The sequence below is a fragment of the uncultured Peptoniphilus sp. genome, assembly GCF_946998875.1.
Taxonomy (GTDB): domain Bacteria; phylum Bacillota; class Clostridia; order Tissierellales; family Peptoniphilaceae; genus Peptoniphilus_A.
This window is the reverse complement of record NZ_CAMQAY010000004.1, coordinates 28,410-44,293: the sequence shown is the minus strand read 5'-3', so window position 1 is coordinate 44,293 and position 15,884 is coordinate 28,410. Positions and strand designations below refer to the sequence as shown.

At 34.6% G+C, this 15,884-nt stretch carries 17 protein-coding genes and 1 riboswitch; of the genes, 8 read left to right on the top strand and 9 right to left on the bottom strand.

All coding sequences use genetic code 11. The annotated features are described in order from the left end of the window. Positions 1-138 precede the first annotated feature (138 nt). Together Q0U74_RS02925 and Q0U74_RS02920 are read left to right on the top strand one after the other, a co-directional pair. Positions 139-1,050, top strand: a complete 912-nt coding sequence (locus Q0U74_RS02925; protein ID WP_297392609.1) for an AAA family ATPase — start codon at positions 139-141, stop codon at positions 1,048-1,050. Further along, positions 1,040-2,755 carry a hypothetical protein gene (locus Q0U74_RS02920; RefSeq protein ID WP_297392608.1) on the top strand — a complete coding sequence of 572 codons (1,716 nt, stop codon included), beginning with the start codon at positions 1,040-1,042 and terminating at the stop codon, positions 2,753-2,755. The genes Q0U74_RS02925 and Q0U74_RS02920 overlap by 11 nt, the downstream gene beginning before the upstream one ends. A gap of 189 nt (positions 2,756-2,944) precedes the next feature. Here the strand turns inward: Q0U74_RS02920 and Q0U74_RS02915 are convergent, their stop codons facing one another. From Q0U74_RS02915 to pyrB, 8 genes are all read right to left on the bottom strand, one after another. Then, positions 2,945-4,126, bottom strand: coding sequence for a pyridoxal phosphate-dependent aminotransferase (locus Q0U74_RS02915; protein ID WP_297392607.1), 1,182 nt, complete (start codon positions 4,124-4,126; stop codon positions 2,945-2,947). An 11-nt stretch (positions 4,127-4,137) separates the two neighbouring features. Beyond that, positions 4,138-5,094: a threonine/serine dehydratase gene (locus tag Q0U74_RS02910; protein WP_297392606.1), complete on the bottom strand. Its 957-nt coding sequence runs from the start codon at positions 5,092-5,094 to the stop codon at positions 4,138-4,140. Between the two features lie 118 nt (positions 5,095-5,212). Beyond that, complete coding sequence (locus tag Q0U74_RS02905) at positions 5,213-5,854, bottom strand: hypothetical protein (RefSeq protein ID WP_297392605.1); 642 nt, start codon at positions 5,852-5,854, stop codon at positions 5,213-5,215. A gap of 252 nt (positions 5,855-6,106) precedes the next feature. Continuing rightward, the gene (locus tag Q0U74_RS02900; protein ID WP_297392604.1) at positions 6,107-7,231 is read right to left on the bottom strand and encodes a hypothetical protein; all 1,125 of its coding nucleotides are present in this window, start codon (positions 7,229-7,231) and stop codon (positions 6,107-6,109) included. Between the two features lie 74 nt (positions 7,232-7,305). Then, a complete protein-coding gene (locus tag Q0U74_RS02895; RefSeq protein ID WP_297392603.1) occupies positions 7,306-8,211 on the bottom strand; it encodes a dihydroorotate dehydrogenase in 906 nt (301 codons plus the stop codon). Further along, entirely contained in the window at positions 8,201-8,902 is a 702-nt protein-coding gene (locus tag Q0U74_RS02890; protein WP_297392602.1) for a dihydroorotate dehydrogenase electron transfer subunit, read from the bottom strand. The genes Q0U74_RS02895 and Q0U74_RS02890 overlap by 11 nt, the downstream gene beginning before the upstream one ends. A 1-nt stretch (position 8,903) precedes the next feature. Beyond that, entirely contained in the window at positions 8,904-9,335 is a 432-nt protein-coding gene (locus Q0U74_RS02885; protein WP_297392601.1) for an aspartate carbamoyltransferase regulatory subunit, read from the bottom strand. Beyond that, entirely contained in the window at positions 9,332-10,243 is a 912-nt protein-coding gene (pyrB, locus tag Q0U74_RS02880) for an aspartate carbamoyltransferase (protein ID WP_297392600.1), read from the bottom strand. The genes Q0U74_RS02885 and pyrB overlap by 4 nt, the downstream gene beginning before the upstream one ends. A gap of 111 nt (positions 10,244-10,354) precedes the next feature. Here pyrB and Q0U74_RS02875 point away from each other — a divergent pair, with 111 nt between their 5' ends. The 6 genes from Q0U74_RS02875 (at position 10,355) to Q0U74_RS02850 (ending at position 15,304) form a co-directional block, all read left to right on the top strand. Further along, entirely contained in the window at positions 10,355-10,891 is a 537-nt protein-coding gene (locus Q0U74_RS02875; protein ID WP_297392599.1) for a guanylate kinase, read from the top strand. A 55-nt stretch (positions 10,892-10,946) separates the two neighbouring features. Beyond that, a riboswitch (FMN riboswitch) is annotated at positions 10,947-11,058 on the top strand. Between the two features lie 46 nt (positions 11,059-11,104). Next, positions 11,105-12,220, top strand: a complete 1,116-nt coding sequence (gene ribD / locus Q0U74_RS02870) for a bifunctional diaminohydroxyphosphoribosylaminopyrimidine deaminase/5-amino-6-(5-phosphoribosylamino)uracil reductase RibD (RefSeq protein WP_297392598.1) — start codon at positions 11,105-11,107, stop codon at positions 12,218-12,220. Further along, positions 12,213-12,857, top strand: a complete 645-nt coding sequence (locus Q0U74_RS02865; RefSeq protein WP_297392597.1) for a riboflavin synthase — start codon at positions 12,213-12,215, stop codon at positions 12,855-12,857. Before ribD ends, Q0U74_RS02865 begins: the two co-directional genes overlap by 8 nt. A gap of 34 nt (positions 12,858-12,891) precedes the next feature. Then, positions 12,892-14,097 carry a bifunctional 3,4-dihydroxy-2-butanone-4-phosphate synthase/GTP cyclohydrolase II gene (locus tag Q0U74_RS02860; protein ID WP_297392596.1) on the top strand — a complete coding sequence of 402 codons (1,206 nt, stop codon included), beginning with the start codon at positions 12,892-12,894 and terminating at the stop codon, positions 14,095-14,097. Between the two features lie 54 nt (positions 14,098-14,151). Next, on the top strand, positions 14,152-14,619 hold the full coding sequence (ribE, locus tag Q0U74_RS02855; RefSeq protein ID WP_297392595.1) for a 6,7-dimethyl-8-ribityllumazine synthase: 468 nt from the start codon (positions 14,152-14,154) through the stop codon (positions 14,617-14,619). Then, a complete protein-coding gene (locus tag Q0U74_RS02850) occupies positions 14,612-15,304 on the top strand; it encodes an HAD family hydrolase (protein WP_297392594.1) in 693 nt (230 codons plus the stop codon). Before ribE ends, Q0U74_RS02850 begins: the two co-directional genes overlap by 8 nt. 124 nt (positions 15,305-15,428) lie before the next feature. Here Q0U74_RS02850 and Q0U74_RS02845 read toward each other — a convergent pair whose 3' ends face one another. After that, positions 15,429-15,758: a hypothetical protein gene (locus Q0U74_RS02845; RefSeq protein WP_297392593.1), complete on the bottom strand. Its 330-nt coding sequence runs from the start codon at positions 15,756-15,758 to the stop codon at positions 15,429-15,431. Between the last annotated feature and the right edge of the window lie 126 nt (positions 15,759-15,884).

Below are 15,884 nucleotides of genomic sequence, written 5' to 3'. Positions count from 1 at the left end.
AATAAGTGATTTAGATGTAAAAGCCATAGCTATCTCCCTTCCTTCTTTATTACATTATAACAGTAACATCTTCCTTTTACAAAATTTATTGTCCACAAAGAATTTTTCTTTTTGTTATAATACATTTGAGGTGATGAAATGAGAGAGTTTTTACTTTCACAAGGCGTTTCAGAAGATCTACTTAAGGGAGTAGACGAATTTGTAGAAAAACATGACTTAAAGGAAGAATATAGATATAGGATTCCAAAAATAAAATATAAATATTATGGCAAAAAAACTTGGGAGAAGGCTATTGCTGCAATTTTATCTGGCGACAACATCCTTCTATCTGGACCAAAGGCTACTGGTAAAAATGTATTGGCAGAAAATCTTGCCTATCTCTTTAAGAGACCACTTTGGACAGTTTCTCTTAACATTGCATCAGACCCATCAAGTTTAATTGGCTCTGATACCTTTAAAAATAACGAAGTAACTTTAAAAAAGGGACCCGTATATGAGGCAGCAGAAGAAGGTGGCTTTGCCGTTTTTGATGAAATCAATATGGCTAAAAATGAAGCCCTATCTGTTGTCCACTCAACTCTTGATTACAGAAGAGTCCTAGATATTTCTGGCTACGATAGACTAAATCTTCACGATGCAACGAGATTTATTGCCACAATGAACTATGGCTACATTGGCACTCGTGACCTTAACGAGGCTCTTGTTTCAAGATTTTTGGTAATCGACATGCCAACAATTGCAGAAAGTGACTTGGCAAAATTGTTTAAAGAAAATACAAATTTAAAGGATAGCGCCATAAAAATTTTCACAAAATTATTTTTAGACTTGCAAGAAAAATCTCTAAATTCAGAAATTTCTTCCAAATCAATTGACCTTCGTGGACTTCTTTCCAGTATCCAGCTTATGAATAGGGGCCTAGATATAAGAGATTCCCTTGAGCTTGGCATTGTAGATAAGACCTTTGACTCCTATGAGAGAGAAATTGTCACAGATGTAATTGACACCCTCTTTGTAAAGGACATTAAGAGAGCTGATTTATTTGAGAGATAAAAATAGACTAAAAAATATTTTTTGGACTCTTTCAGATTTTTACGATTTTGATATTTTTAATTTTTCCCTAAAACCAGTGGATGCCTACGAATCTTCCATACTTGGCTATGCATCAAGGCACTTTGATTTTTATATTATTGATGATTTTTTCAAAAAATATTTAAATAATTTAAACAACAAAAAAGACCTGTGGGAAATTTCAAAACTCATTTTGGAAAATATTTTTTCAAAAGAAATGATTTTGGAAAGACCTGGCACCCTTGATTTTAAAAAGTCCCATGACGAGGAAATTTTAAAAAATTTAAATAGACGAGAAATTATTTTAACAGTGGAGCTTAAAATTGGCTACATCAGAAAAGAAAGAGGCAAGTATCCAAAAGTTCAAAGAGTTTTAGAAGAGATGTTAGATGAAATTTATAATTTTAAGGATAAGGACACCTTTATGTATCTCGACTTCTTAAAATATCTCTTCAAAAAATATTTTCACATAAATAAAGATCTTCCCAAGGACCTTGATAAGACCTATGAGGAATTTAAAAAGGAAAAAAAGTCAAATTCATCTTCCAAGAAAAATTCTCCCTACAAGAGAAAAAATTTTGTAGACAATACCTTCCTCGAAAGATACAACATTGAATCTGCAGAGTTTACTTTTTTTAACGACGATTATAGGGACATAAATGTAAGGGAAGATGGCTTAAAAAATAATTTTGGCGACCAAAATATTTATGAAGCCCTAGAAAAGCACTACGGCGTAGAAAAGGTAAAGAGATATGTGTCTGATAAAATTTCTGAGGAAATTTCCACAGGCATACACAGAGACATCAAACTTTATTTCCCTAGCGGCGAATTTAAAAATAAAAATTCCTACTTTGCCCAAGAAGAAAAAAATAATTATGAGGATAACCTAAAATTTTACCAGGACAACAAGCTTCAAAATCAGCGTGCCATCAGAGAGCTTGCCGGAGTCATAAAAAATTCTCTCTTAAAGGAATCTGAAGATGAAATTGTAAAATCAAATTCAGGAAAAATTATTCCATCAGAAATTTGGAAGTCAAAGGAATTAAATGAAGACAGAATTTTTAGAAAAATAAATAGAAAGGACTCCAACGAAATTTTCGTGGACATCCTCCTTGACTCTTCTGCATCGCAAAATGACAGAAAGGAAATTGTGGCAACAGAAAGCTACATCATAGCAGAGGCTCTCACAAGCCTTAATATAAAAACTAGGATTTTTTCCTACAATAATTTTTACAATTATCTGGTCATAAAAAAATACAGAGACTATAAGGACCCATCTTCCAAGAACAAAGACATCTTCAAGTATTCCCCAAGCGGCTCTAATAGAGATGGTCTTGCCATAAAATTTATGCGCCACTTGATTTCAAAAAATCAGGACGCAAGAAGATTTTTAATAGTTTTAACTGATGGACTTCCCTTTGACGAAATCGACATAGGAATAGTTGGCGCATCAAAAATTCCTGGAGAAAATTATAAGGACGAAGAAGCTGTAATGGACACATCAAAGGAAGTGCTACTCACAAGACTAAAGGGCATCAACAGCTTTGGAGTCTTCACTGGAGAAGAATCTGAAAGCACAAACATCAAAAAAATTTATGACAGCGACTACGCCTATATCACAGACATCTCAAGATTTCACAAGGTTGTTGGCATATTTTTAAAAACTTACGCAAATAAAATAGAGTAGGTTCAATGAGAAACCTACTCTATTTTTAATGCTTTTGTTATATTAAATCCTGCTTTTACTAATGCCACAGAATAAATTAATCTTAAAATCAAATTGCCACTTTTTTGAGTCTCTGAAAGTAAAATTGACGCGGCTGCAAAAATAATAAGGTTTAAAAATATTATTAAAAATTTTTTCATTCTCATAAAATTATTTATTCATAAAGTGCTTGCAGGCTTTTTCCACCCTGTTTAGGCCTTCAACAATGTCTTCGTAGGAAGATGCGTAAGAAAATCTTACAAAGCCTTCTCCTGCACTTCCAAAGACTGTTCCAGGAACAATTGCAACACACTCTTCATCGAGAAGATACTTGCAGAATTCTTCTGCGCTTACTCCCACGCCCTTGATGTTAATGAAGGCATAAAAAGCTCCGTCAGGAGCATTTAGGCTAAGTCCATCAATAGAATTTACTCTTTCTACGATGTAGTCGCGTCTTCTCTTGTATTCCTTAACCATTTCTTTTGCGCCTTCTCTTCCTTCTTTTAAGGCAGTAATTCCTGCATGTTGAACAAAGGAAGTTGCACAAGAAGTGTTGTGTTGGTGAACAATATTTAAAACCCTAATAAATTCTTCTGGCGCTGCTATATAAGCAAGTCTAAAGCCAGTCATGGAATAAGTTTTTGAAAAACCATTAATAGTAATTGTTCTCTCCTTCATTCCATCAATTGAAGCAATAGAGACATGTTCCTTGTTTCCGTATACAATTTGTTCATAAATTTCATCAGCAATTACAAGTATGTCCTTTTTCTTGGCAAAGTCAGATAGTTTTTCAATAGTTTCTCTTGTAAGCATTGAGCCAATTGGATTTGATGGAGTGATAATTACAAGAGCCTTAGTTTTTTCTGTTACAAGATTTTCTAACTCATCAAAATCAATTTGAAAATCATTTTCTTCTGCTAAGCTGTATCTAATAGGCTTTGCCTTCATAATATGTGCCGCATTTATATAATTAGGCCAGCATGGATTTGGAAGAAGGATCTCGTCGCCTTCTTCTAAAATTACAGAATAAGTATCGTAAATTGCCTCACTTGCCCCTGCAGTTATTAAAATTTCTTTGGCAGAATAATCTAAATTATTTTCTTCTCTAAGTTTTTCAGCAACAGCTTCTCTAAGTGTCATAATGCCAAAATTTGAAGTGTAAAAAACATCTCCAGCCTCAATGCTTTTTATAGTTGCATCCTTGATTACCTTTGGAGTATCAAAATCAGGTCTGCCAAGTTCAAAGTGATATATTTTTTTGCCAGCTCTTTCCATTTCAATAGTTTTTTCGTTGATCTTTCTTATACCTGATGGTGCTACTTTACTAAATTTACTACAAATAAAATCCCTCATAGCTTCCTCCCTTATGAATTAATTATTTTTTCAATTGCCTTGCCTTCCACATTGCCGCCTGTAATAATTAAAACAAGCTTATCTCTGTCATTATATTTTATTTTGCCTTCAAGGATTGCTCCAAGACCAATAGCAGAAGATGGCTCAACAATTAATTTCTCTTTATTATACAACAAATCCAAGGCTTTTTTAATATATTTATCTTGGCAAGTTACCACATGGTCAACAAGATCTCTTACAATTGGAAATACATGGTCACCTGGCTTAACAGAAAGAAGTCCATCAGCAAGAGTTTCTCCTCTTTCGACATCAATTGGTCTTCCTTCCTTTAAAGAAGCAGAGTATCTTGCCACATTTTGTGGCTCAACACCAATTACCTCAGCCCATCTAGTGACCCCCTTAGTGTACATGGCAATGCCAGAAATAAGTCCGCCACCACCAATGGGAACAATCATCTTTAAGTGGTCCATCTTATTTAAAATTTCAACAGCTATAGTGCCTTGACCTTCAGACACATCTAAATCGTCAAAGGGATGAATAAAAGTCATGCCTTCCTTCTCAGAAATTTCTTTTGCAACTTCAAATCTCTTTTCCACAGTTGAAATTACAATCTCAGCTCCAAGGTCTCTTATGAGTTGTCTCTTTGTCTCAGTAGAAGTATCTGGCAAAACAATTTTAGCAGGAATGCCTAGCATTTTTGCGCAAGTAGCAATAGCCTTACCGTGATTTCCAGAAGAAGCAGTGATAAGACCCCTTTGAAGTTCTTCGTGAGAAAGCTTTCTAACTTTATTTAGAGCTCCCCTAATTTTAAAAGAATTTGTCCTTTGCATATTTTCCATCTTGCCATAGACAGAGGTGCCTAAAATTTCAGAAATATAATCAAGTCTAATTAAAGGTGTGTCATAAACATAATCCCTAATTCTCTCTCTGGCCTTTATTGTCTCTCTATATCCATTTTTGTAATCCATTTATCTCTCCTTAAAAATCCACTAAATTAAATACTGTTTATTAAGATTATAATATGCTAAAGTATATTTGTAAAATGTATTTAACTCTTATCATAAATAATTTCTCTTAAAAAATTTTTTACTTCACAATAATCCTATAAATATTTTCGAGAAAAATTGGAGCAGAATTTTCCGGCTCAATATTTTTAATTTTTCCGCCAAAATAAACTTCAACACTCTTCCCTTCAAGGCCCTCTGTAGTGACCTTACCATATTTAGAATTATCTAAATTTTCAATTGATAGAGAAATTGGCTTTGTCATTATTTCTTTAAAATAAAATCTATCATCAATTTGAGTTGCTTCAACCATAAGAGAATCACTCTCTACCTTTATTACCTTGCCTGTAAAATGAGCAACCCATTCAGGAATTTCTCTGCTTTCATCTTTTAGGTCAAGGTCCCTAAATAAAATCCACCTATTGTCAATTTGAACATTTATATAGCCCTTCTCCCAAATTTGGTAGTCATAACCCTTGCCAAAATTAGATTCATCATCCTTACTAGGCATCTTTCTCCCATCAACAGTAGTTTTTATTTGACCATCTGCAGTGCCGCATTTGACCATGGCATTTTCATAGCCTGTGTCCACATAGATTATGCCCTTAACTTTAACCATGGGTGGATAATTGCTTTCAGCTTTATTTTCACTTGAAGCTGTCTTATTGCAAGCAGCAAATAAAAACATTAGGCACGCCACTAAAATTAAAAAATATTTTTTCATAAGTTTCCCCTTTTTTATGAAGTTTTTAAAAACTTGCGAATAAATTTTTACGAATAAAAATATCAAGAAAAATTTTCCGCAAATTATTATATCTACAAAAATATTATATATTATTTTTCTAATTAAAAGGCAAATAAAAATCGGCACAAAGATTACTTCATGCCGAAAAATTTTAAGATAATTAATCTACAGCAAAAAATCTCGACATAAGCCGAGACTTTCTTTTTTTTATTTATTTTTTAATTTTAAAAACTATCTGCTCTTTAGTCTTTCTATTTCCTTATTTAGGCTGTCAATTTTATTTGACATCTTTAAGATCTCTGCCTTAAGATCCTTTACATCTTCCTTGCTTGATGGCTCTACAAAATTCATGTAGTCCATATTTAGACTAAATAATTCTTCTCTCAAAGACTTTGTTTCTTCTTCTGCCTTCTTGTAAACTTCCTTAAATTTGTCTACATCAAATAATTTTTTGTATTGTTCCTTGGTTTTTTCTTCGAAGAAGTCATAAACCTCTTGTGGGTCCTTCTTTTCTGCTAATTCTTCTAAGTCATTTCTGTACTTTTCAAAGGTAAACTCAGAAATTTTTGCAATTTCAGCATAAATTTCCTTGTAATAGTTTACATAAACTTCAAAATACTTCATTGATTTTTCTATAAAAGTCTTTTGGAATTTTAAAACCTTTGAAGTGCTGGCAAAGTATTCATTTCCACCAAATAATTTCTCGTATTCTTCTAAGTTACTTAGCATTTGTTGTGAAAATTTTTCCATGTTTTTGAAATAATCCATTTTACCAAAGAAATTATCTGTCATAAAAGGCATACTTCCAAAGTTAGGAATCATGAAGTTAAAATTGCCAAAAACTTTTTGGTTAAAGTCCAAAATTTCCTTTGCCTTATCTCTAACTTGTTCTGGCATAAAAATATTCATATAATTCTCTTGATATTTTTTGTAAGAGTTAAAGAGGTCCTTGGCAGCAGTGCTGTAATCTTCTACAAACTTTCCATTGGCACTTAGCATTGGAAAATAATTTTTAAAATTATTCATAAAGTCGCCATAAACTTTATTGGGCTCCTTTAAATTGTCTGCAAAAAATTTTTGGAAATTCATAAAATTTTCAAAGTAAGGGTTTACTTCAAAGAGTCCCTTCATTTTTTCGCCATAATCCCCTTGGAAAGGAGAGTATTTACTCATTGTATCCATATAATTTTTTGGCATTTCATAAATATTTTCCACCATTTTTTCATTTATTCTTGCCATTTCTCTGAAATAATCTTCTAAGCTTAAATTTTCTTTTTCATTCTTTTCTGTTCCCTGATTAAAAGATTTTAATAAATTCATTTGGGCATCGTATATATCCTTATATAAATCAAACATATTGGTACCTCCTTTAATGTACTAAATAGTTACCACAAAAAAAGACTTTCTAAACGCTAGAAAGTCTCAAGTCTTTACACTAATTTTTTGATGTAGTCTTTGATATCTTTATTTTTTTCTTCTAAATATTTTTCAAGGTCAGAGATAATTTCCGCTCCTGCCTTGGGATTCATAAAATTATAAGTTCCAACTTCAACAGCAGTGGCACCTGCCATTAAAAATTCAAGAACATCCTTATAATTGGTAATGCCGCCCATGCCTATTATTGGAATGTCAACTGATTTTGCCACTTGATGAAGGATCCTTAGAGCAATTGGCTTTACTGCTGGTCCAGAAAGTCCTGCATAGGTGTTGTTAAAGACAATTTCTTCTCTGTCAAAATCAATTGCCATGCCAAGAATTGTATTTATTAGTGAAAGTCCTGTGGCACCTTCAGCTTCCACAGCCTTGGCTATGCCCACAATGTCTCCTGCATTGGGAGAAAGCTTTACAAAAACTTTTTTATTTGTAACCTTCATGACCTCACGGACAACTCTTGCTGCAGAATCTTTGTCCATGCCAAAAGCCATGCCACCTTCTTTTACATTGGGGCAGGAAATATTTAATTCAATGGCTGCAAAATCATAATCATTTAAAATTTTTGTGGATTCAACATATTCTTCAATGGTGTTGCCACCAAGATTTACAAAAATTTCTGTGCCAAGGCCTTGCATTGAAAAGATTTTTTCTTTAACAAATTCTTCAACGCCAGGATTTTCAAGTCCAATGGAATTTAATATTCCTGATGGCGTTTCCCAAATCCTTATGCCTTCATTTCCCTTTTTTGGATGTCTAGTGATGCCCTTGGAAGAAATTCCGCCTAGAATTTTTGGCTCGTAGAAGTTTTTAAATTCTTCGCCGTAGCCATAGGTTCCACTTGCCATAATTATTGGATTTTTTAATTTTATGCCTGCTAAATTTATTTCAGTCCTAGAAGTCAATTAAATCACTCCCCTTAAAAATTGGCCCTTCCTTGCAAGATCTCTTTCTGCCGTCCATTGTATCGCAGGAGCAAGATAGGCAAGCTCCCACTCCGCAGCCCATTCTCTTTTCAAGAGAAACATAGGTTTTTACCTTGTGAGCTTTTGCAAGTTCCACAACTTTTTTCATCATAATTTCTGGTCCACAGGCATAAATTAATTCATGTTTTTCAAAATCAATTACATCTGTTATAAAGCCGCCCTTTTTTACTTTTATGTCGCAAGACACATCTTTAAAGGCCTTTTCAAGTTCAAGCTCTTCCCTCTCACCTATGTAGAGGGTGATATTTGACTCAGGCTTTAACTTTTGAATTTCCTTAATTAAATAGTGGAAGGGTGCCACTCCAACTCCGCCCCCAACTAGGGCAACTTCGTCAACATTGGAATAAAAGGTGTTTCCAAAGGGTCCGTAAAGTTTTATGTCGTCTCCTGCTTCTAACTTTTCAAGTATTTCTGTTCCTATTCCTCTTTTTTCTATTAAGAAGTCAACTCCCTCTGTTACATCGTAAACTGAAATTGGCCTTGAAAGTGTGGGGAAATCTTCCCAAGCTCTTAGCATAAAAAATTGTCCTGGATAAATTTTTCCCTTAAAATCCGTTCTAAGTATAAAATAATCTTTGCATACATGAATATTTTCTAAAATCTTTGCCATTTTATTCTCCATAAGTGGTAACTGTATCGCAGTATTCGCACTTGTATTCTTTTTTGTCTCTGTCGTAGAGATAAAATTTATGACCTGAAATTTCCCTTTCGCTATTTGAAATGCATCTAGGGTTTTTGCACTCCAGTACACCCTCAACTACTTCAGGAAGTTCCATGCGAATTTTTTTCACTCTTTCCCCATCTTCTATGAAGTTAACTGTAGTGTGTGGAGCAATAAGTCCCAAGACTGTGAAGTCCAAATTGTAGTCCGTTTCTATTTTTATTATATCTTTTTTGCCCATAGAAGTTGAAAAAATATTTTGCATAAGAACAACTGCGTCAGTAACTTTTTCTAGCTCCAATGCCTTATAAAGGACATGAGCGCGACCTGCCTCGATGTGGTCTAGGACAATTCCCTTTTTTATCTTTGAAACATTTATCATTTGTTAGCCTCCAAAAGTTTTATAATAAGTGCCATTCTGCCATACATGCCAAACTTTGTCTGTTCAAAATAAACTGCACGAGGGTCCTTGTCCACTTCTGGTGCAATTTCATTTACTCTTGGAAGAGGATGGAGGATGTACATGTCATCCTTGGCTGATTTTAATTTTTCTTCTGTTAAGATGTAGTAGTCCTTTAATCTTTCGTACTCGTCAGAAGATACAAATCTTTCCTTTTGCACTCTTGACATATATAGTATGTCTAAGTCACTTATGGCGCTCATAAGGTCTCTGGTCTCAGTGTAATTTTCCTTGTCAATGAAGTTTTTAAAGGGCTCTGGCATCTTTAATTCTTCAGGGGAAATAAATACAAATTTTACATTTTTGTAGCGGTTTAGGGCCCTCACTAGAGAGTGAATAGTCCTTCCAAATTTTAAATCTCCGCAAAGCCCAACTGTCAAGTTGTCAAAGGATTTTTTGTAGTGCCTAATTGTTATTAAGTCGGCAAGAGTTTGTGTTGGGTGAAAGTGTCCTCCGTCTCCTGCATTTATTATTGGCATCTTAGTAACCACCTTTGATGCAAGAAGGGCTGCACCTTCCTTGGGGTGACGCATGGCACAAATGTCTGCGTAATTTTCTATTACCCTAATTGTATCTAAAAGAGTCTCGCCCTTAGTTGAAGAGCTAACTCCTGCATCAGAAAAACCAATTACCCTTCCTCCAAGTCTTAGCATAGCCGTCTCAAAGGAAAGTCTTGTTCTCGTTGATGGTTCAAAAAAAAGACTGGCCAATAACTTATTTTCGCAAAAATGAGAATAGTGAATAGGATTTGCGATAATGTCATCAACCAGACTAAAAATTTCTTCGTATTCTTCAGTTGTAAAATCTAGTGGCTCTATTAAATGTTTCATCTTGACCTCCATCTAATATTTTATCTTTTTTATATTACTTCAAAAATTAAAATTTGTAAAGTAATTTGATATATGTGTTATACTTGTAATAATAAATTTAAAGGAGAGGCTATGATTTACTTAATACTTGGACACTCTGGCTCTGGCAAGAGCACACTTAGGGATGAACTTGCAAAAGAGGGTTTAAATAAAATAATAACTTACACAACGAGACCTCCTCGTCCCAAGGAAGTTGACGGTCTTGATTATAATTTTATAAATATTTCTGACTTTAAAAAAATGGAAGAGGAAAATTTATTTATTGGCTCAACTTGCTATGCAGGAAATTATTATTCAACTTTAAAAGAAGATCTTGAATTAAATAATAATGACAAAAGAGACTGCGTTATTATAGTGGATAAAGAAGGCGTCCTTGCCATAAAAAAGGAATTTAAAAATGCCCTCTCAATTTATTTAAAATGCTCCAAGGAAGTTTTGAAAAAGAGAATGATTAAGAGAGCTGAAGATGAAAGCGTCATAGAAAAAAGACTTTCTGTTTTAGAAAATTTAGACTCTTATGCAGATTATATCATCGACAGCGACAGAGAAATGAGTGAAGTGTTAAGTGATGTCCTAAAAATTATTAAGAGCCACAAGTTGGGAAAATGATTTTTCTCTTCTTGACAATTTATAATCTAGTGATATCATAAACTTATAAGTAAATAAAATTCTTCAGGGCGAGGTGCAATTCCTCACCGGCGGTAAAGTCCGCGAGCGCAAGCTGAATTGGTTAGATTCCAATACCGACAGTAAAGTCTGGATGAAAGAAGATAAATTTAAATTTTTGAGCCCTGTCTGGGCTCTTTTTTTATAGGTGATTTAATGTATGTAGAAAATTTTAACGACAGCTTTTATATGCTTCGTGCCCTAGAACTTGCAGAAAAGGGCATTGGTCACACAAAGACTAATCCTCTAGTGGGCTGCGTAATTGTAAAAGATGAAGAAATAATTGGCGAGGGCGCCCACTTAAAGTTTGGCCAAAACCACGCAGAGGTAAATGCCATTGAAGATGCAAAAAGTCGAGGCAATGACCTTAAGGGTGCCACTCTCTATGTAAACCTAGAGCCTTGCTCTCACTTTGGCAAGACTCCACCCTGCGCCAATCGAATTGTGGAAGAAGGCATAACAAGAGTTGTAATTGGAACGACTGACCCCTTCCCTAAAGTTTCTGGCGGCGGCATAAAAATTTTGGAAGATGCTGGGATTTCTATAACAGAAGGTGTCTGCCAAGAAGAATGTTTGAACTTAAACGAGAGATTTTTTACCTATGTAAAAAATAAGAGACCCTTTGTTGTCCTAAAGGCTGGCATGTCCCTTGACGGGAAAATTGCAACTTCAAGTGGCGAGTCCAAGTGGATAACATCAGATTTTTCTAGGGCATACTCTCATGAGCTTCGAGGAAAGCTTGACGCAATTATGGTTGGCATAGGAACAGTTCTTGCAGATGACCCAACATTAAATGTTCGTCATGGCAAATACAGGGTCAATCCCATAAGAATTGTAACGGATTCAAGGCTTAGGATTCCCCTTGATGCAAAGCTTCTTTCAGAGGATTTAGAAAGTCTTGCAATTATTGCAACTACAAAAAATTGTGACAGGGAAAAACTTGAAAAGCTTAAAAAAATGAAAAATGTAGAAGTTTTAATATGTGGCGAAAAAAATGACAAGGTTGATTTAAAGGACTTAATGGAAAAATTAAAGGACTACGACATTTCCTCCATCCTTCTTGAAGGTGGAAGGACTCTTAACGCTGAGATGCTAAAAAATAATTTAGTGGATAAATTTTATATTTTCATGGCGCCAATCTTGCTTGGCTCAAAGGGCATTCCTGCCCTTGGCGATTTGGAAATCCATGAATTAAAAGATGCCATAAAAATAAAGGACATGAAATGCGAAAAATTATTTGACGACATACTTGTCACTGGAAGGTGTGATTGAAATTTTTACGGGAATAATAGAAGAAATTGGAAGACTTGCTGACATAAAAAAGGAAAAGGACCTCTACACCTTAAAAATTTCCTGCAAAAAAGTTTTGGAAGGCACAAAGAGAGGCGACTCCATTGCCACAAATGGCGTCTGCCTAACTGTGACAGAGCTTGGCGATGATTTTTATAAGGCTGAAGTTATGGTTGAAACTATAAATTCAACTAACTTTAAAAATTTAAGCAGGGGTCAAGCCTTAAACTTAGAGCGTGCTCTTAGTCCTACAAAAAGACTTGACGGTCACATAGTCCAAGGTCATGTTGATGGAGTTGGCGAAATCATAAATATTTTAAAGAGGGGTCACGAAATTGTCTACAGGATAAAATTTGACTCAGATAATTTTAAATACATTGCCGAAAAGGGATCTATTGCTCTTGATGGCATTAGCCTCACTGTATCAAAGGTAGGCGAAAATTATTTTGAAGTCTCAATTATTCCAACCACAATTGCAGACACCAATCTTGCAAGTAAAAATCTTGGCGAAAAAATAAACATTGAGACAGATATTATTGGCCGCTATGTCTACAATTTTGTCAATACTAAAGAAGCAAGCAAAATAACAAAGAATTTTTTATTAGAAAATGGATTTTAAGTAAATTTTATATAGAAATTTGAGAGGAGAAGACATGAAAGTTAACACAATCGAAGAAGTTGTTGAAGCCTTAAAAAAGGGCGAAATTATAATAGTAACAGACGAACCTGACAGAGAAAATGAAGGCGACATGATTCAAGCTGCAGAATTTGCCACTGGTGAAAGTTTAAACACCATGGCATCTCTTGCCAAGGGACTTATTTGTATGCCAATGTCAAAATCTTACGCAGAAAAACTTGACTTAAATCAAATGGTTGCCGACAACACTGACAACCACGAAACTGCCTTTACAGTTTCCGTTGACCACATCGACACAACTACAGGAATTTCTGCTTGGGAAAGAGCCTTAACTGCAAATAAACTTGCAGAAGATGATGCAAAGCCAGAGGACTTTAGAAGACCTGGTCATATGTTTCCTCTTGTAGCTAAAAAAGATGGAATTTTTGTGAGACGAGGACACACTGAGGCAACAGTTGATTTATTAAAAATTGCTGGTCTAAAAGAAGTTGGTCTCTGCTGTGAAATTATGCAAGATGACGGTCACATGATGCGTGGCGAAGATTTATTTAAGCTTGCAAAAAAATTAGACATGAAAATCACTACAACTGAAGAACTTTTAATTTATAGAAAGAGACATGAAAAAATTGTAGAAAAAGTTGCAGAGGCAAAACTTCCAACAAAGTTTGGCGACTTTAGGGCTCATGCCTACATCGACAAGGTTACTGGCGAACACCACATTGCCCTTGTGAAAGGCGAAATTGGTGACGGCATGGACGTCCTCACAAGAGTTCACTCTGAATGTCTAACTGGCGATTGCTTTGGCTCATCAAGATGCGACTGTGGCAACCAACTTCACCTTGCCATGAAAAAAATTGACGAGGAAGGCAGAGGGATTTTGCTTTACATGCGTCAAGAAGGTCGTGGCATCGGCCTTGTCAATAAAATTCGCGCCTATGCCCTACAAGACCAGGGCATGGATACAGTTGAGGCAAACTTGGCTCTTGGCTTTCCTGAAGATGCCAGAGACTATTCAACTGGCGCACAAATCTTGCAAGATTTGGGAGTAAAGGAACTTCGTCTTCTTACAAATAACCCTGACAAGGTCTACTCTCTTCAAGAATTTGGCATGATCATAAAGGAAAGAGTGCCAATTGAAATTCACTCAACTAAGCACGACGAATTTTATTTGAGAACAAAGGCAGAAAAGATGAACCACATCTTATCTGAATTTAGCAAATAATTTAATATTTTTAAGAGAAAAAAATAATTAAGAGAAAAAATAAATGGAGGAATTATGAAAATTTACAGTGCAAATTTAAAATCTGAAGGAAAAAAATACGCCATAGTTTTGGCAAGATTTAACGAGTTTATAGTCTCAAAGCTCTTAGACGGATGTATAGACGGACTAAAAAGGCATGGAGTTAATGACGATGAAATCGAAGTGATTTGGGTTCCAGGGTCTTTTGAAATTCCCCTAGCAGCAAAATCCCTTGCCATGACAAAAAGATATGACGCAGTAATTGCCCTAGGCGCAGTTATTCGTGGTGCAACTACTCACTACGAACTTGTATCAGCAGAAGTTGCCAAGGGAATTGCATCTTCATCTCTTGAAACTGGCGTGCCAATAATTTTCGGCGTCATCACGACAGAAAATATTGAACAAGCAATTGAAAGAGCGGGCACAAAGGCTGGCAACAAGGGCTTTGATGCTGCAACAGCTGCAATAGAAATGGCAAACCTATTAGGCGATATTCGTGGCTAAGCTGGCAAAAGAAAATTTGCAATATAAAAATGATGGCCTTAAAAATGTAAAGTCCATAATTTTTGACTTTGACGGCACCCTTCACAATACCATTAAAATCTATTATCCAGCTTTTTCTTCTGGCGTAGAATTTTTGCGAGACCATGGCTTTGCATGGGACTTTGAACTTTCAGAAAAAAATGTGGCAAAATTTTTAGGCGAGAAGCCAAACTTTGCCTACGAACTCATTGCAAGGGGTGCAGATGAAAATTTGAAAAAAGAAGTCATGGCTCTTGTAGGTAAAAATATGGATGAAAACATAAAAAAGGGCATAGGCGAACTTTATGATGGTACTATAAAAGTTTTAGAAGAACTTTACAAGAATTATGACCTCTACATTCTATCCAACTGTCGAGAATCTTATCTAGACACTGCCCTTGATGTCTATGGGATAAAAAATTATTTCAAAAAATATTTTGCCGCAGAAACTTATGACTACATTCCAAAGGATGAGATCATAAAAATGGAAAGGCAAAAGATAAAGGAAGAGATCATCTTTGTGGGCGACAGACACCACGACATAAAAGCAGCAAGAATTAATAATTTAAAGAGCATTTTTTGCAGCTACGGCTTTGGATGTGACGAAGAAGGAAAAGATGCAAATTACAAAATTTCTTCTATTGGTGAAATTTTGAATCTCTTATAAACCTAACTTTAGACCAAAAGATAAAATGTAAAATAAAAACTTATCTTGCAAATAAAATTTCAAGTAATTAAAGCAAGAATATTTTATAAAATACAAAAGGAGGACTCCTAGTCCTCCAATTTTTTTAAATATTTAATTCAACTGATTTAATATTTCCCTCTTCATAAGAACTTATTCTTCCCCTTGCCTCATTAAAAATAAAAATATTTAAGAAAAACATGCCTATTAATAAAAAATAAAGTAGAGGCTTTAATTTCCTCAAGTCTTTCTTTAAGTAAAAATATAATAAAACAAGTGAAGGTATTATCAATAGGTTTAATCCATAAAAAAAGTTATATTCATAGATTGAATAGTCCCTTAAATATCCATTTAAGTAAAAATTAAAGGCGATTAGTAAAAGCAAAAGTCCATAGGCTGATGATAAGACGATTTTATTTGTTTTAGTTTTATTCATATTTCCTCCCATATCTAACTTTTAATATCAAAATATTTTAAGGCTTCTTTGCCTTAATTATATAAGTAATAAGCATAATGTCAATTAACTTTTGTGCAAAATTTAAGTCAAGCTATTATCCTATCC

What these genes read in the sequence shown, in the direction of transcription:
- Q0U74_RS02860 (WP_297392596.1), top strand. Translation starts at nt 12,892, where the DNA reads ATGAAAGTTAACACAATCGAAGAAGTTGTTGAAGCCTTAAAAAAGGGC.
- ribD (WP_297392598.1), top strand. Translation starts at nt 11,105, where the DNA reads ATGTATGTAGAAAATTTTAACGACAGCTTTTATATGCTTCGTGCCCTA.
- Q0U74_RS02845 (WP_297392593.1), bottom strand. Translation starts at nt 15,758, where the DNA reads ATGAATAAAACTAAAACAAATAAAATCGTCTTATCATCAGCCTATGGA.
- Q0U74_RS02885 (WP_297392601.1), bottom strand. Translation starts at nt 9,335, where the DNA reads ATGATAAATGTTTCAAAGATAAAAAAGGGAATTGTCCTAGACCACATC.
- Q0U74_RS02925 (WP_297392609.1), top strand. Translation starts at nt 139, where the DNA reads ATGAGAGAGTTTTTACTTTCACAAGGCGTTTCAGAAGATCTACTTAAG.
- Q0U74_RS02875 (WP_297392599.1), top strand. Translation starts at nt 10,355, where the DNA reads ATGATTTACTTAATACTTGGACACTCTGGCTCTGGCAAGAGCACACTT.
- Q0U74_RS02910 (WP_297392606.1), bottom strand. Translation starts at nt 5,094, where the DNA reads ATGGATTACAAAAATGGATATAGAGAGACAATAAAGGCCAGAGAGAGA.
- Q0U74_RS02915 (WP_297392607.1), bottom strand. Translation starts at nt 4,126, where the DNA reads ATGAGGGATTTTATTTGTAGTAAATTTAGTAAAGTAGCACCATCAGGT.
- Q0U74_RS02890 (WP_297392602.1), bottom strand. Translation starts at nt 8,902, where the DNA reads ATGGCAAAGATTTTAGAAAATATTCATGTATGCAAAGATTATTTTATA.
- pyrB (WP_297392600.1), bottom strand. Translation starts at nt 10,243, where the DNA reads ATGAAACATTTAATAGAGCCACTAGATTTTACAACTGAAGAATACGAA.
- Q0U74_RS02905 (WP_297392605.1), bottom strand. Translation starts at nt 5,854, where the DNA reads ATGAAAAAATATTTTTTAATTTTAGTGGCGTGCCTAATGTTTTTATTT.
- ribE (WP_297392595.1), top strand. Translation starts at nt 14,152, where the DNA reads ATGAAAATTTACAGTGCAAATTTAAAATCTGAAGGAAAAAAATACGCC.
- Q0U74_RS02900 (WP_297392604.1), bottom strand. Translation starts at nt 7,231, where the DNA reads ATGTTTGATTTATATAAGGATATATACGATGCCCAAATGAATTTATTA.